This is a genomic window from Neobacillus sedimentimangrovi (assembly GCF_010614825.1).
Lineage (GTDB): Bacteria > Bacillota > Bacilli > Bacillales > Cytobacillaceae > Neobacillus > Neobacillus thermocopriae.
In genome coordinates this window covers 1-15,088 of record NZ_JAAFZF010000041.1, presented here as the reverse complement: position 1 = coordinate 15,088, position 15,088 = coordinate 1, and the positions used below count along the sequence as shown (strand labels likewise).

The 15,088-nt window shown below is 35.9% G+C and carries 16 protein-coding genes; 15 read left to right on the top strand and 1 reads right to left on the bottom strand.

Annotated elements, in window-relative coordinates:
• Positions 1 to 404: 404 nt before the first annotated feature.
• Entirely contained in the window at positions 405 to 755 is a 351-nt protein-coding gene (locus tag GZA11_RS12655) for a GNAT family N-acetyltransferase (protein WP_163184090.1), read from the top strand.
• A 13-nt stretch (positions 756 to 768) separates the two neighbouring features.
• Here the strand turns inward: GZA11_RS12655 and GZA11_RS12650 are convergent, their stop codons facing one another.
• Positions 769 to 1,296, bottom strand: coding sequence for a DUF309 domain-containing protein (locus GZA11_RS12650; protein WP_038535959.1), 528 nt, complete (start codon positions 1,294 to 1,296; stop codon positions 769 to 771).
• A gap of 370 nt (positions 1,297 to 1,666) precedes the next feature.
• On the opposite strand from GZA11_RS12650, the gene GZA11_RS12645 reads away from it, so the two are divergent.
• From GZA11_RS12645 to GZA11_RS12580, 14 genes are all read left to right on the top strand, one after another.
• Positions 1,667 to 2,437 carry a segregation/condensation protein A gene (locus GZA11_RS12645; RefSeq protein WP_038535955.1) on the top strand — a complete coding sequence of 257 codons (771 nt, stop codon included), beginning with the start codon at positions 1,667 to 1,669 and terminating at the stop codon, positions 2,435 to 2,437.
• Positions 2,424 to 3,008: an SMC-Scp complex subunit ScpB gene (gene scpB / locus GZA11_RS12640; RefSeq protein WP_038541757.1), complete on the top strand. Its 585-nt coding sequence runs from the start codon at positions 2,424 to 2,426 to the stop codon at positions 3,006 to 3,008. The genes GZA11_RS12645 and scpB overlap by 14 nt, the downstream gene beginning before the upstream one ends.
• Before the next feature lie 103 nt (positions 3,009 to 3,111).
• Positions 3,112 to 3,531: a hypothetical protein gene (locus tag GZA11_RS12635; protein WP_038535953.1), complete on the top strand. Its 420-nt coding sequence runs from the start codon at positions 3,112 to 3,114 to the stop codon at positions 3,529 to 3,531.
• Between the two features lie 55 nt (positions 3,532 to 3,586).
• Positions 3,587 to 4,075, top strand: coding sequence for a YpuI family protein (locus GZA11_RS12630; protein ID WP_038535951.1), 489 nt, complete (start codon positions 3,587 to 3,589; stop codon positions 4,073 to 4,075).
• 112 nt (positions 4,076 to 4,187) lie between these two features.
• Positions 4,188 to 5,072, top strand: a complete 885-nt coding sequence (locus tag GZA11_RS12625; protein ID WP_038535950.1) for a superoxide dismutase — start codon at positions 4,188 to 4,190, stop codon at positions 5,070 to 5,072.
• Positions 5,073 to 5,176: 104 nt separating this feature from the next.
• A complete protein-coding gene (locus GZA11_RS12620; RefSeq protein ID WP_163184088.1) occupies positions 5,177 to 6,322 on the top strand; it encodes a D-alanyl-D-alanine carboxypeptidase family protein in 1,146 nt (381 codons plus the stop codon).
• Positions 6,315 to 6,902 (top strand): nucleoside recognition domain-containing protein, encoded by a 588-nt coding sequence (locus tag GZA11_RS12615; protein ID WP_038535946.1) that lies wholly within the window; start codon positions 6,315 to 6,317, stop codon positions 6,900 to 6,902. The genes GZA11_RS12620 and GZA11_RS12615 overlap by 8 nt, the downstream gene beginning before the upstream one ends.
• Before the next feature lie 6 nt (positions 6,903 to 6,908).
• The gene (locus tag GZA11_RS12610) at positions 6,909 to 7,445 is read left to right on the top strand and encodes a spore maturation protein (RefSeq protein ID WP_038535944.1); all 537 of its coding nucleotides are present in this window, start codon (positions 6,909 to 6,911) and stop codon (positions 7,443 to 7,445) included.
• A 198-nt stretch (positions 7,446 to 7,643) separates the two neighbouring features.
• Positions 7,644 to 8,381, top strand: a complete 738-nt coding sequence (gene rluB, locus GZA11_RS12605) for a 23S rRNA pseudouridine(2605) synthase RluB (RefSeq protein ID WP_038535942.1) — start codon at positions 7,644 to 7,646, stop codon at positions 8,379 to 8,381.
• Between the two features lie 97 nt (positions 8,382 to 8,478).
• Positions 8,479 to 9,003 (top strand): thiol-disulfide oxidoreductase ResA, encoded by a 525-nt coding sequence (resA, locus tag GZA11_RS12600; RefSeq protein ID WP_038535940.1) that lies wholly within the window; start codon positions 8,479 to 8,481, stop codon positions 9,001 to 9,003.
• Between the two features lie 21 nt (positions 9,004 to 9,024).
• Positions 9,025 to 10,650, top strand: coding sequence for a cytochrome c biogenesis protein ResB (locus tag GZA11_RS12595; RefSeq protein ID WP_163184086.1), 1,626 nt, complete (start codon positions 9,025 to 9,027; stop codon positions 10,648 to 10,650).
• On the top strand, positions 10,651 to 11,838 hold the full coding sequence (ccsB, locus tag GZA11_RS12590; RefSeq protein WP_163184084.1) for a c-type cytochrome biogenesis protein CcsB: 1,188 nt from the start codon (positions 10,651 to 10,653) through the stop codon (positions 11,836 to 11,838).
• Between the two features lie 175 nt (positions 11,839 to 12,013).
• Positions 12,014 to 12,730 (top strand): response regulator transcription factor, encoded by a 717-nt coding sequence (locus GZA11_RS12585; protein WP_038535933.1) that lies wholly within the window; start codon positions 12,014 to 12,016, stop codon positions 12,728 to 12,730.
• Positions 12,727 to 14,508: an ATP-binding protein gene (locus tag GZA11_RS12580; RefSeq protein ID WP_163184082.1), complete on the top strand. Its 1,782-nt coding sequence runs from the start codon at positions 12,727 to 12,729 to the stop codon at positions 14,506 to 14,508. Before GZA11_RS12585 ends, GZA11_RS12580 begins: the two co-directional genes overlap by 4 nt.
• Positions 14,509 to 15,088: the final 580 nt, after the last annotated feature.

The following is a 15,088-nucleotide window of genomic DNA, read 5'->3' as shown; positions in this document are numbered from 1 at the left end:
CCGATTTCATTAATATTAACGTGAAAAAACATCTAGAAGTTTCATAGAAAAATGGATTTTATAAAATAGCTATTGGATTACATGGATTATTTTTGTCATTTAGTGTAGAATGTTGCTTATGATAAATTCGCTAGCGGGGGAATTTTTTCATGAAGAAAAATAACTGGGTACTGTTTGGCATATTAATCGGATGTGCAGTATTATGGGGGATTATTTACTGGATTTTTATTGGGCCTAACCAATCATAATATTTTCATTGATGATTTTCAATTATTTATGTATGATGAAGAATATTGAAACATTTATTTTTACTTAACATATGATAAATAAATGTTTTTTCATCAGATTAATAAATTCATTTCGAAGAGTAAACTTCGGTTCATTTCATATAATGAGGGATTAAAATGTTAATTCGTTATAAGAAAACATTTGAAAAAATTGCAATGGGATTAATGTCTTTTATGCCTAATGAAAAGGATTTAAAGAAACTCCAGCAAACAATGAAAGAATACGAAACAGAAGAGAATAGACAGCTTTTTCTATGGAAAGAAGATGATATTATAGGTTTGCTTGGTGTTCTCTTTCATCAGGAATCAAATTCCTTAGAAATACAACATATATCCGTAAATCCATCCCATCGTTCTCAAGGGGTAGGAAAAAGAATGGTAAAGGCATTAAAAGATATGTATCCAGATAAAGAAATTATTGCTAATAATGATACTGCCCCATTTGTTGAAAAATGTGATATTTGCTAAAAAAGACAGCGGGTTAATTGTTTTCGCTGTCTCTTTTTGCTTTTATGGCCCTGTTTCTTTCTTTTATGACATTGGTTCGGTCACGTAATTGATGGCGGTGAATGAGATGGATATTATTGAGATCACTTTCCTTTCCCCACACAAATCCGTTCCGTGCACAAGCGATTTCACATAAGTTCATTAAATGAGGGTCAATGATAGGTAAGTCAAAGCTAATGTATTTTCTTCCTTTTTCGATAGACTGTAAACGATTCTTTAAGATGTCAATAAGAGCTTTTTCATTCAATCCTAACTTACTTACTAAGTGACCTTGGTGCTGAAAAATATTTATAGCCTTTTCGATCGTTTTTTGTGCTCCGCTAAAATTACCACGACGGTGATGATATTGGGAAACAGCCAATAATATCAAACCAACCCAAATCGATTGTTTGTTTCTAGGTTCTATCTTTTTCCAATAATCTTCAAGTATTTCATGGCATTCAAAATAATCTCGATCACCATGAAAGTGGGTTAAAAATTGGATATATTCTTCAGGGTACAAACAATCCCTCCTGACATTCGTGATAAATTTCATTTTATCATAACAGTACATCAAAAAGTGATAGTATTGCATCTTATATCACTATATCTTCTTACTTTTTTATTGGACAACATAAATGAATCCACTATACTAGTAATAGTCGTTTTTGATAAGAAAGAAAATTTATTATGTTGGAATTTAAGAATGGTCAAGAGTAAGCGCCCTTGGCGAAGTGACGCCTTACTTAACGCGTTACGATCATTCAATATGGATTTGTCCATGGATAATCTTGTTTCCATTCTCAGTTGTAGTGATCCAGGTCATCATTTACAGATGATCAGGACGCTTTACTTGTAAATCTTTTTATATTTATAGAATTTTGGTGATTTAAATGCCATATCAGGTGAAAATTGAAGCGTTTGAAGGTCCCCTTGATTTGCTGCTTCATTTAATTAATCGTCTTGAAATAGATATTTATGATATTCCAGTAGCTCAAATTACTGAACAATATTTAATGTATATAAAGACTATGAAGGATTTAAAACTCGATGTTGCAAGTGAATATTTGGTTATGGCTGCAACCCTTTTGGCTATTAAGAGTAAAATGCTTCTTCCGAAACATGAAGAAAACGATCACGATGATGAGGTGGAATTATCTTTTGAGGAAGACCCAAGGGATGAGCTTGTTGAACGGTTGATTGAGTATCGAAAATTTAAAGAGGCAGCACAGGAGTTAAAATTAAAAGAAGAAGAGCGAGGGCTCATGTATACGAAACCACCTAGCGATCTTTCGGGTTTTGCTAAGGACATAAACTCCACCCGAACAGAGTTAAACGTTTCTCTCTATGATATGCTTGCTGCTTATCAAAAACTGATGAGAAGAAAAAAAATGCAGCGTCCGATGAAGACGAAAATTACAAGGCAAGAAATTTCAATTGAGACAAGGATGTCAGAGATATTAGATGAATTAAAAGAACAAAAAGGCCGAAAGAACTTTTTTGATTTATTCCCGTATCCATCAAAAGATCATATTGTTGTAACCTTTTTAGCTGTTCTTGAACTGATCAAGAGAAAAGAAATTGATGCCCATCAACAAGAGAATTTTGGAGATATTTATATTGTAGCAGTTAAGGGAGGAGAAGATGCCATTGGAAATAATTAATTGGACAAGCATCCTTGAAAGTCTGTTATTTGCGGCCGGAGATGAAGGGCTTTCTCTTAAACAAATTGTCGAAGTTATGGATGTTGATGAACTTAAGGCACGAGAAATAATAGATGAATTAAAGCAAGAATATGAAAGTAAGAATAGAGGAATTATGCTTGTACAGCTAGCTGATACATATCAGCTTGCAACAAAGAAAGAAAATGCAAATTATCTGAAGAAACTAGTGGAATCCCCTCAGACATCTACATTATCACAAGCAGCATTAGAAACTTTAGCTATTATTGCTTACAGGCAGCCAATAACCCGAGTGGAAATTGAAGAAATTCGTGGTGTCAAGACGGAAAGGCCGATTAATACATTAATCGCAAAAGCTTTGATTAAAGAAGTCGGACGTGCAGAAGGAACAGGAAGAGCATACTTGTATGGTACAACGAAAGAATTTCTTGACTATTTTGGGTTAAAAAGTTTAGAGGAGCTTCCAGCGCTTTCGGAGAATGAGGAAGAAGAATTTATTCAAGAGGAAGCTGATTTGTTTTTTGAGAAATTTCAAGAAACGATAAACTCCTAAAAATCGGCTATTTGGCAAAATTTATGCTAAAATAGATGTTGAACAACTTCGTCTAACATCAACAGCTTAAAGTGATAGTCATATAATAAGGAGCGGGATTGGATTGCAAGTTTTAAAGTGCAGGGGATATGAATTAGAGAAACAAAAATCCAATACATCAGAAGATTTTTTTAACCGAAGTGAGATTACCTTTGTAGATGATGGGAAAGAAAGAACACTTCATGTTCTGTATCTAAGATATTTTGATGAAATCTTCCAAGAATTTACTCCGTTTGAACAGGACCCTATATTTTCAGGCTCAGGATATGAAGTACATTTTAAAGATATAGTTGCCCTTGTTTGTTTATTAAAAAATCCGGGACTACGAGAGAGAAAACGATTATATATTAATTCAAAGTACGAATTTGCTTCCTATTTTCAAAATATTCATTTTGATAAACTTAGAGAAATATTTGAATCTCTACATCAAAAGAACAGCTATGATTTACGTTCGCCGTTAGAGTTTATTCTACAGACAAATTAACGAACAGTCTTGTTTCGTTGGAGCTATAAGTCAAAAATCCTGGAGGGAATTAAACATGGGCAATTCATTGGTTCAAACACAATTAAATGATGTGAAGGAATTTTTAACCCAAACAGTTACAGTACTAGAGAATTTTTTAAATGAAACAACCATTTCACAACTTAATGTTTCAAATGATGAGGAACATACGTATATTAAAATGATTTTTTCAAATTTAAGGAAGCTTGCTGTTTATAGTGAAGAAGGATTAGAAGCATGTTCTGTTATTTTACAAAGTGAACCTTTCCAAAAACCTGCAGCTGAGAAAACGTTATACAAAATCTATCATCAATGTATTGAAGAGTTTTTCTCACCGAAAAATGATGCCTGGTATGAAGACAGCCGATCGGCTTATACTGGAAAAAACTCAATAAAGTTTTATCATAGTGTTCCTGAAAGTATATCTAAGTTGGTAAAAAGTTTAGAAGCTGATTTTCAACGGATTCGTGAAGAACTAGAATATTATGAAACGGATTATCGTACAAAAATGATTCAATCAAAATAGGCATTTCAGACTGTCCAAATTCATGGGCAGTCTTCATTTTTGTTCTAAAGTTGCTTTTTTCCTTCATACCATATAGGAGGATATAAATTCCTATAATGGAAAGAGGGATAAGATGAATCGGTTTAGAGACTATGTAAATGAACTATTTAAATGGAATCAGGAAATGCGCCAGTTTCTAACCTCAGAAAATGTAGGACAAAACTCTGAATTATGGGAAAGCTTAAATGAATTTACGAAGTTAATTGAAAACACGAACCGTGAATTATCTGATGAAGAAATCCTTGGGCTGCAGGCTAAAGCAGAACAAATACATGAGCAAATGGAATTATATTTTCAAAGAAAGTACCAAGGGCAGGCTGAAGCAGGAGGGAATCAACGAGTACCACTAGGCGGCCATAAGCTTCCTGCACTGCCATATTCATATGATGCATTAGAACCGTATATATCGGCAGAAATTATGAGACTGCACCATGATAAACATCATCGCTCCTATGTAGAAGGGTTAAACAAAGCAGAGTTAAATTTAAAGCAAGCAAGAGAAAGAAATGATTACTCATTGGTTAAGCATTGGTCAAGAGAGCTTGCCTTTCATGGATCTGGCCACTATCTTCATTCAATTTTTTGGAATAATATGAGTCCAAATGGTGGAGGGGCCCCAAAAGGGATGTTGAGGGATGAAATAAACCGCTATTTTGGAAGTTTTCAAACTTTTAAAAAACACTTTTCTGAGGCGGCAAAACAAGTGGAAGGAGTGGGTTGGTCGATTTTGGTATGGTCTCCTAGAGCAAAGCATTTAGAGATTCTTCAATCAGAACGACATATGCTGCTGACACAATGGGATACCCTTCCCCTTCTCGTGCTCGATGTATGGGAACACGCCTATTATCTTCAATATAAAAATAATCGAGCTGATTATGTAGAGAATTGGTGGAATATTGTTAATTGGGATGATGTAGAAAGAAGATTTGAAAGGGCAAGAGATTTAACCCTATTATAAGGTTTCGTAAACACGCAATCCATTAAGGATTGCTGTTTTTTTGTCATATGATAACTTGTCCTGCATAAACTTTTATTAAATTAAGAGGGGGACGAGGTATATCTATGAAAAAAAACAGGAAATGGGTTATTCTTGCCCTCATGGTCACATTATTGGTTGCAAACATTCCTAAAAGAGCGGAGGCCTCCGTTTCGGTTAGTGCCGTGAGTGCTATCCTTATGGAACAAGTATCTGGTCGTGTCCTCTTCGAGAAAGATGCACATACCAAAAGAAGAATAGCTAGTATTACGAAAATCATGACCGCTATTCTAGCTATAGAATCTGGGAAAATGCAACAATATGTTACAGTTAGCGAAAATGCTGTCCGTACGGAAGGATCCTCTGTTTATCTTAAACCGGGTGAGAAAATTAAACTAGAGGATTTAGTGTATGGCTTGATGCTTAGGTCAGGTAATGATGCTGCTGTAGCTATTGCCGAATATGTTGGGGGGAGCATAGATGGTTTTGTTTATTTAATGAATCAGAAAGCGCAGGAAATTGGCATGCATAATACCCATTTTGCCAATCCACATGGACTGGATGATCATGAGGATCATTACTCAACCGCATATGATATGGCCATTCTCACTCGTTATGCCATGCAAAATAAAACATATCAAAAAATTAGCGGCACAAAAGTACATCGCGCTCCGAATCCAGATGAAGAATGGGATCGTGTTTGGAAAAACAAAAACCGTTTGCTTTCCAAATATAAATATGCAACAGGGGGAAAAACGGGTTTTACAAAACGAGCAAAAAGGACACTAGTTTCTACGGCGGGAAAAGGAGATATGAGCCTAATTGCCGTCACATTAAATGCATCGGATGACTGGAATGATCATATTGCTATGTATGAATATGGGTTTAAAAACTTCGATATGGTAGAAGTTCTATCAGAAGGAAAAATTGACCTAGGCAAAAATAAATATTATAAAAATCACCTGATATTAAAGAAATCGATAATTTATCCTGCTACAAAGGAAGAAATGGATTTATTCTCTATTAAATACAAACTGAAAAAATTGGATAAAAGATCAGAGGATTCAGGGAAGGTAGAACAAAAAGTCGGAAAGGCTATTGTATATTTGGATGGTAAAGCCATAAAGGAAACCCCAATTTATTATTACAATAATACGCAAAAGAAAAAAGGTTTCTTTGAAAATATGAAAAATATATTTTTTTCTATAGTTGGTGTGAATGCAAATGGTTAACTATATATGGGTTTTTATGACAGTTGTTGGCATTGTTTTTGCTCTTTTCAATGGGACCATGGAGGAAGTAAATAAGGCAGTTTTCGAAGGAGCGAAAGAAGCTGTCACACTTTGTATTGGATTGATTAGTGTTCTAGTATTTTGGCTAGGAATGATGAGAATTGCTGAAGAATCTGGGCTTCTAGAAAAACTAGCAAAAGTTTTTCGTCCACTCGTATCAAGATTGTTCCCTGAAGTACCGAACAATCATCCAGCTATGGGATATATGTTGTCCAATATGATTTCAAATATGTTTGGCCTAGGAAATGCGGCGACGCCACTAGGCATTAAGGCAATGGAGGAATTGAAAAAATTAAATGGAGGAAAAAATGAAGCTTCAAGGTCCATGGTTACCTTTTTAGCGATTAACACAGCCAGTATTACTATTCTCCCGACCACAGTGATCTCGATCAGAATGACCCATCATTCTACAAGCCCTACCGAAATTGTCGTTCCAACCATCATTGCAACTATCCTTTCGGCAATAGGGGCAGTATTAATTGACCGTTATTTTTATTATCGCAAAAGCCGAAAAGGATGAGGATGAATGGAATTTATTGCGGGTTTATCATTAACATTTATACCATTATTAATAGGTTTTATTTTGATATATGGTACGATAAAGCAAGTACCAACTTACGAAAGCTTTGTAGAAGGTGGTAGAGAAGGAATTAAAATTGCTGTATCCATTATTCCATTTCTTGTTGGAATGCTTGTGTCGATTTCTATTTTTCGTGCATCTGGAGCATTAGAAGCATTAATGAATTGGATACGCCCCTTTATGAAAATGATAGGTGTACCAGCTGAAATTGTCCCTCTACTAATTATTAGGCCAATTTCAGGAACAGCAGCACTTGGTATGACAAGTGACTTGATTGCAGTATATGGTCCTGACTCTTTCATCGGAAGGCTAGCTTCTGTTCTCCAAGGGAGTACGGATACTACCTTTTATGTCTTAACAGTATATTTTGGTGCAGTTGGAATTAAAAAAATGGGAGATGCATTAAAGGTAGGACTATTAGCAGATGTTGTCGGAATTATTGTGGCCATCTTGGTTGTTGCATTGGTTTTTGGAACAAAATAGTTGGAATATCGAGTGAACCAGGTTCTATTTTTGAGAGCCTGTTTTTTTTTGCATTGTTCCAAAAGCTTCTTTAACTTTGAAAAGTAATGAATTTATGTCATAATTCAGGTGGTAGAAGAAAACAAATGATTTTTTTAGGAAAAACTCTAATAGCTTATAGTTTATTTACAACATTTGAAGAGTTTCGAGGTGGAATGAATGGAAAGATTACAAAAAGTTATTGCCCGCGCGGGTATTGCTTCCCGAAGAAAAGCGGAAGAACTGATAAAAGAAGGGAAAGTGAGAGTCAATGGCGAGGTAGTAACCGAGCTTGGGACAAAGGTAACTCCGTCCGATAAAGTAGAAGTGAATGGAATTCCTATAGAGAAAGAAGAACCAGTGTATTTTCTCTTATATAAACCAAGAGGTGTTATTTCTAGTGTAAGTGATGATAAAGGAAGAAAAGTAGTAACCGATTTCTTTCCTGAAGTAAAAGAAAGAATTTTTCCAATCGGTCGACTTGACTATGATACCTCTGGCCTGCTCTTGTTAACGAATGATGGCGAGTTTGCCAATTTACTTATGCATCCAAGAAATGAAATTGAAAAGGTATATGTAGCTAAAGTAAAAGGTATCCCATTGAGAGAAAAGCTTAAGAAATTGGAAAAAGGAATATGGCTTGATGATGGAAAAACAGCCCCAGCTAAAGTTAAATTGCTGTCAGCCGATAGGAAAAAACAAACCGCTATTATTGAAATCACAATACATGAAGGACGGAATCGTCAAGTAAGAAGAATGTTTGAAGCAATTGGCCATGAAGTCATAAAGTTAAAGCGCGAACGATATGGTTTTTTAACAATGAACGGATTAAAGGCCGGTGAAGCAAGAGAGCTTACACCCCATGAAGTAAAACAATTAAGGGCAGCTGCATTAAATTCATCCCAAAAAAATTCATAAAAACGTCACAATTACGGAAGTTGTTTCATGTTAATACAAAAAAGTTAAATGATATAATTTAGACTATCTGTGTTCCAGTTTCATAGGGGGGTTACATATGAAAAAACGGCGTTTGGTTACAAGAACAATCATATTACTTGTTCTTGGTGCTGCCGTTGTATATACGTTATATGCAAACTTTACAAAAGATTCAAGACTAAAGGTAGATGTTGGGGATCAGGCACCGGACTTTGTATTAGTAGATATGGATGGCAATAAACATCAATTGTCTGATTACCGCGGACAAGGAGTATTTTTAAACTTTTGGGGAACTTGGTGCCCTCCTTGCAAAAAAGAAATGCCATATATCAATAATCAATATAACCAATTTAAAGACCAAGGTGTTCAAGTGTTATCTGTTGATATTCAAGAATCTGAACTGGTAGTTAATCAATTTGCGGAGCAGTATAAACTCGATTTTCCTATTATGATTGATAAAGATAAAGAAGTTATGACTGCGTATGGTGTCGATGTACTACCGGCAACATTTTTGATTGATAAAAATGGAAAAGTTGTGAAATATCATACTGGGGAACTTACTGAAGATAAAGTAAGGGAATTTATGGAGAGTATTAAACCTTAGGTGAAATAGGGAGTTTTTATGATGAAAGATGTAAAATGCGAATGTGGTCATGTCAATCCACATGGCACCGTATTATGTGAAGCTTGCGGAAAGGTGCTGGATGAACAAGAGGCCAATAAAAGTAAATTATTGGATATGCGTTATGAAGGTAGTGCTCGCAGGTCACAAACGTATAATAAAACAGTTATTGATAAAATTTGGAACTTTTTTTCATCTGTAAAGGTTGGCGTTTGGCTGATTGTCATTACATTAATCGCTTCTATAATAGGAACAATTTTTCCACAGGAAATGTATATTAACTTGCCGCCAGAAGTTTACTATGAGCAAGAACATGGATGGGTTGGGAAACTATATTATCAGTTAGGATTCCATGATTTGTATAGTTCTTGGTGGTATTTATTACTAATTGCTATGATTGGAATTTCCCTCGTTATATGCAGTCTTGATAGGGTTGTTCCTCTTTATAAGGCATTAAAAGCGCAAAGCGTTACGAGAAATGAAGTTTTTTTGAAACGTCAGCGTCTTTTTAGTGCCAGTTCAAATATTTCAGAACATGATATTGAGAAAATTAAAGATCATTTAAAACTAAAACGTTATCATATTCGGGAAGAGAATGGTGATCTATTAGCAGAAAAAGGGCGCTTTTCTCGCTGGGGTCCCTATGTAAACCATGTCGGATTAATCATTTTTCTTATTGGCGGAATGCTTCGTTTCATACCGGGAATGTATGTATATGAAAATTTATGGGTGAAAGAAGGAGAAACCGCCTTAATTCCTGAAACGGATGGGAAATACTATTTGAAAAATAACGAATTTATATTGGAGCATTATGATAAGGAAAAAGATCGTACCTTTGAACAAGCCATTGACCGTGCTGGTAAGGTTGTAAAAAATTATCAATCCAACGTTGTTCTATATAAGGAGAAAGGCGAGAGTTTACCAGGGGAGAAACCTGAGCTTCAAAAAATTAAGGAGTATAAAGTAAAAGTCAATTTACCATTGAAATTTGAAGGCTATTCTATTTACCAATCCTCTTATAGAAGTGAGCTTATTACCATGACATTCTCTTTAGTAAAAAAGGACTCATCACAATCTTTTGGAGATATAAGCATTGACCTTAAAAATCCAAAAAAGGAGTATAATCTTGGTAATGGTTATTCAGTAAAGATTATTAACTATTTCCCTGATTTTGAGTTTGATGAAAATGGAGAGCCGATCACGAAATCAAGAGTTCCCAATAACCCTGCATTTGTTTTTCGTATGATTTCACCTGAAAAGCCGGAAGGTGAGACAAGTTTTGTTGCGATTCAACAAACCATTGAGCCTCCAGGTGAAAACACCTATAAAATGGCATTTAAAGGAATTGATACACAAGAGGTTTCTGGATTTACCGTTAGTAAAGACTCAACATTATGGGTTATTATACTTGGTGGAATTATTTTTATGATTGGTGTTATTCAAGGTTCTTATTGGAATCATCGTCGGATTTGGGTACAAAGGAAAAACGGTCAGATTTGGCTCGCAGCCCATACGAACAAAAACTGGTATGGCTTGAAACGGGAATTAGAATTTGTCCTTGCTGATACGAAGTTAACGTTCCCAATAGATCAACTTCAAGGGGAACATGAGGAGAAGGAGGAAGCTTAGTTGGTAGAAATCAGTGGTAATCTGCTGTTTATAGCATTCATACTATATTTAATAGCGACCTTATTTTTTGGTGGTTCGATTAAAGCTAAAAAAGAGATTAATAAGAAGAATGGGACAAATAGTTGGGGGAAAATCGCAGTATGTTTAACAATAATGGGTTTTATCTCTCAATTAGGTTATTTTATAACTAGATGGATTGCTGCTGGACATGCACCAGTTAGTAATATGTTTGAATTTACAACATTCTTTGGTATGGCGCTTGTTGGAGCTTTTATAGTTATTTATTTTATATACCGGTCTACTTTACTTGGATTATTTACCATGCCAGTTGCTATCTTAGTCATTGCCTACGCAAGTATGTTTCCTAGGGAAATTACACCTTTGATTCCTGCATTACAAAGTTATTGGCTTAATATTCATGTAACGACCGCAGCAATTGGTGAAGCTATTTTAGCCATTAGCTTCGCGGCAGGTCTTATTTATCTAGTCAAGGCGATTGACCAGACGAAATCGAACAAACAGACATTTTGGCTGGAAACTGTTATGTTTTCATTAGTTACCGTACTTGGTTTTGTCGTAGTTACGACAATATTTTCTATCGCAGGGTATGAAGAGAAATTTACTTGGGTTGATAAACATGGTCAAGAAGCAGTCATGGAATATACAATGCCTGCCATCACAGGTCCAAATGAAGGAGAATTATTGACAAAGGATGGATTTAATCCTCTAGTTGAAATGCCAGCTTACATTAATGCAAAAAAATTAAATACGGTTATTTGGTCTTTTCTAGGTGGTCTCGTTCTTTATGGTCTCATTAGGCTTGTGATTAGAAAGCGAATTTCAGCAGCACTACAGCCATTTGTGAAAAATATAAAGTTGGATCTCGTAGATGAGATCAGTTATCGATCCGTATTAATTGGATTTCCAGTGTTTACCCTTGGAGCCTTAATATTTGCAATGATTTGGGCACAAATAGCTTGGTCTAGGTTCTGGGGTTGGGATCCAAAAGAGGTATGGGCGTTAATTACATGGTTATTTTATGCTGCTTTTATGCATCTGCGTTTATCTAGAGGATGGCATGGTGAAAAATCTGCATGGCTCGCTGTTATTGGATTTGTTATCATTATGTTCAATTTAGTCGCAGTAAACCTTGTAATCGCCGGTCTCCACTCCTATGCTGGTTCATAAGAAGTGTAGTTTGGAACAAATATAAGCCTTCACTTTGAAAAAGTGAGGGCTTTTTATCAAATGAAGAGCGATGATTTTGTCAAATTTTTGCCACTTTTTAAGGCATTATTTAACTTGGAACTTATAGCAAAATGAAAGGGTATTTTGTAAAATAAACACCATGGGGGGATTGTGAATGGCAAAAGACGTAAAAATTTTAGTAGTCGATGATGAAGAACGGATTCGACGTTTATTAAAAATGTATTTAGAACGGGAAGATTATACTATTGACGAAGCAGCAGATGGAAATGAGGCTCTTTTAAAGGCATTAACTAATGATTATGATGTCATTTTGCTAGATTTAATGATGCCTGGCAAAGATGGGATTGAGGTATGCCGTGAATTAAGGGAGAGAAAAACAACTCCAGTTATTATGTTAACTGCAAAAGGTGAAGAGGTTAACCGGGTACAAGGATTTGAGGTTGGAACTGATGATTATATTGTAAAGCCGTTTAGCCCTCGTGAAGTAGTATTACGTGTGAAAGCCTTGCTTAGGAGATCAGCACACCCTATCTTCATACAAAAGGAAACACCAACAAAGGATATCCTTGTATTCCCACATTTAACAATTGATAATGATGCACATAGGGTGACTGCGGATGGAAAAGAAGTAAACTTGACTCCTAAAGAATATGAATTATTATATTTTCTAGCCAAGGCGCCTGATAAGGTCTTTGATCGGGAACAATTGTTGAAAGAAGTATGGCATTATGAATTTTTTGGTGATCTTCGGACAGTTGATACACATGTCAAACGTCTTCGGGAAAAATTAAATAAAGTATCCGAACAAGCAGCAAGAATGATTGTAACTGTTTGGGGTATAGGATACAAATTCGAGGTAAATAATGAATGACCTTTTTGCGAAGTGTTGTAGGTAAACTTTGGATTACAATTATTTTATTAGTATCATTTGTACTCTTTATATTAACAGTCATGCTTCTGGAGTTTTTTCAAAATCACAATCTCGTAGAAACGAGGAAGGAATTAACGAGAACGGCCGAAATAATAGCTGGAGTTTTTGAAAATCATACAAATGAAGAGTTACCAGTGGCATTAGAAATTGCTTGGGAAATTATCGATGATGTCACTAAAGTGGTGGTTGTAAAAAATAACAATGAAGTGTATTACTCTCCAAACACCGAAAATAAGCAGAAATTATCAATAGAATATATTCAAAGTGACCCGGAATTGTCAAAAGTATTTAGTGAAAATATTGCTGTTGAAAAAATTTCAAATCTTTCATCAAAAAATAAAGAGCATGGTTCCAATTATTCGATTATAGGAGTCCCGATGGATCTCCCTGGAAACGAGAGTGGCGCTGTTTTTATTTATCAATCATTGGAGGTCATGCAGGAAACATCAAGGGAGACGACCAAATTTATTCTGCTTGTGGCAGGAGTCGCTATTATATTAACAACTATTTTTGCTTTCTTTTTATCAACAAGAATTACAGCTCCTTTAAGAAAAATGCGTGAGGCTGCATTTGAGGTGGCGAGAGGAAAATTTGATACGAAGGTACCTATTCTTACACATGATGAAATTGGGGAGCTAGCGACAGCCTTTAATCAAATGGGAAGGCAGTTAAAATTTAATATGAATGCACTTAGTCAGGAAAAGGAACAGCTTTCCAGTATTTTAAGCAGTATGGCTGACGGAGTGATTACCTTTAATAGGGATGGAACTATTCTAGTTACCAATCCACCTGCTGATCGGTTTCTTCAATATTGGTATTATGAAAAGGGAGATATTGATTCAAATCTGGAAGGACTTCCATCTCAAGTAATGGAGTTATTCCAGAAAGCAGTGGATACAGAGAAGGAACAGGCAGGTGAAATCTCTCTTCAAGGCCGCCATTGGGTTATTCTCGTCAGCCCGCTCTATAGTAACAAATTTATCCGCGGTGCTGTTGCTGTCTTAAGGGATATGACAGAAGAAAGACGATTGGAAAAAATGAGGAAAGATTTCATTGCTAATGTGTCACACGAATTAAGGACTCCTATTTCAATGTTACAAGGATATAGTGAGGCAATTGTGGATGATATTGCAGAATCACAGGAAGAAAAGAAAGAAATGGCTAAGGTTATTTATGATGAATCATTGAGAATGGGAAGACTGGTAAATGAACTTCTTGATTTGGCTCGGATGGAAGCAGGGCATATTCAATTAAAGCTTGAAGAAGTAAACCTCACATCCTTCATTAATCGAATTATTCACAAATTTCAGGGTCTAGCAAAAGATAATGGCATCCAACTCCGTACTGAAATGGAAAATGACTTGCCAGCTTTCTGGATGGATCCAGACCGAATTGAACAGGTGCTTACCAATTTAATCGATAATGCGATTAGACACACACCAGCAGATGGTTCTGTTACATTAAAAGTTACTTTAGAAGACAAAGGGCTACGAATGGAAGTAAAGGATTCTGGTTCAGGGATACCGGAGGAGGATTTGCCGTTTATTTTTGAGAGATTTTATAAAGCTGATAAAGCGCGAACAAGAGGACGATCCGGTACAGGGCTTGGACTGGCCATCGCTAAAAATATTATTGATGCCCATCATGGAAGCATAAATGTTCACAGTAAATTGGGGCAAGGAACGACATTTTCCTTCTTGATTCCGCGAAAATCGTAAAATCAACTGATAATTTCCCGATTAATTTTGATCCATGCGAAACATTTTCAATCGTGAAAAACTCATCCATATTTGGGTGAGTTTTCTTTATGTGCGCCCGGCATGGGTGTAGTCTATAGGGTGAAAGTCCCGAGCCATGAAGGCAGTAGTAATGGTTAGTGGAAATGCTAATTTAACTATGTACAAAAATGATTGTTTAAAGCTATATAGCTTCTCTCATTGCCTTAGGGCAACTTTACATGGAGAGGCGGGCATGATAGCTTTGTTAGGCGGAGCCAGCTATTGATATTGCTGGCTTCTTGGCTCGTAAGTCATGCCCGTAGAGGCTCCATGTCAAGTTATTACTATCCACCACTTAATAACATAATTATCCATAAAATCATTTTTGTACATCACTATACAATCAAAATTGTGCATTCTTATTTTGACATTTACAGGTTAGCTTAGCGCAAAGGTGTCCGTGGTGACATGGAATCTGAAGGAAGCGGGCGGCAAACCTCCGGTCTGAGGAACACGAACTTCATATAAGGCTAGGTACCACTGGATGAGTCTGCATAACAAGACAAAGTCCTTACTGCCG

Coding starts and splice junctions, on each gene's coding strand:
- GZA11_RS12655 (WP_163184090.1), top strand. CDS start 405: ATGTTAATTCGTTATAAGAAAACATTTGAAAAAATTGCAATGGGATTA.
- GZA11_RS12645 (WP_038535955.1), top strand. CDS start 1,667: ATGCCATATCAGGTGAAAATTGAAGCGTTTGAAGGTCCCCTTGATTTG.
- GZA11_RS12630 (WP_038535951.1), top strand. CDS start 3,587: ATGGGCAATTCATTGGTTCAAACACAATTAAATGATGTGAAGGAATTT.
- GZA11_RS12625 (WP_038535950.1), top strand. CDS start 4,188: ATGAATCGGTTTAGAGACTATGTAAATGAACTATTTAAATGGAATCAG.
- GZA11_RS12620 (WP_163184088.1), top strand. CDS start 5,177: ATGAAAAAAAACAGGAAATGGGTTATTCTTGCCCTCATGGTCACATTA.
- GZA11_RS12615 (WP_038535946.1), top strand. CDS start 6,315: ATGGTTAACTATATATGGGTTTTTATGACAGTTGTTGGCATTGTTTTT.
- GZA11_RS12610 (WP_038535944.1), top strand. CDS start 6,909: ATGGAATTTATTGCGGGTTTATCATTAACATTTATACCATTATTAATA.
- rluB (WP_038535942.1), top strand. CDS start 7,644: ATGGAAAGATTACAAAAAGTTATTGCCCGCGCGGGTATTGCTTCCCGA.
- resA (WP_038535940.1), top strand. CDS start 8,479: ATGAAAAAACGGCGTTTGGTTACAAGAACAATCATATTACTTGTTCTT.
- GZA11_RS12595 (WP_163184086.1), top strand. CDS start 9,025: ATGAAAGATGTAAAATGCGAATGTGGTCATGTCAATCCACATGGCACC.
- GZA11_RS12585 (WP_038535933.1), top strand. CDS start 12,014: ATGGCAAAAGACGTAAAAATTTTAGTAGTCGATGATGAAGAACGGATT.
- GZA11_RS12580 (WP_163184082.1), top strand. CDS start 12,727: ATGACCTTTTTGCGAAGTGTTGTAGGTAAACTTTGGATTACAATTATT.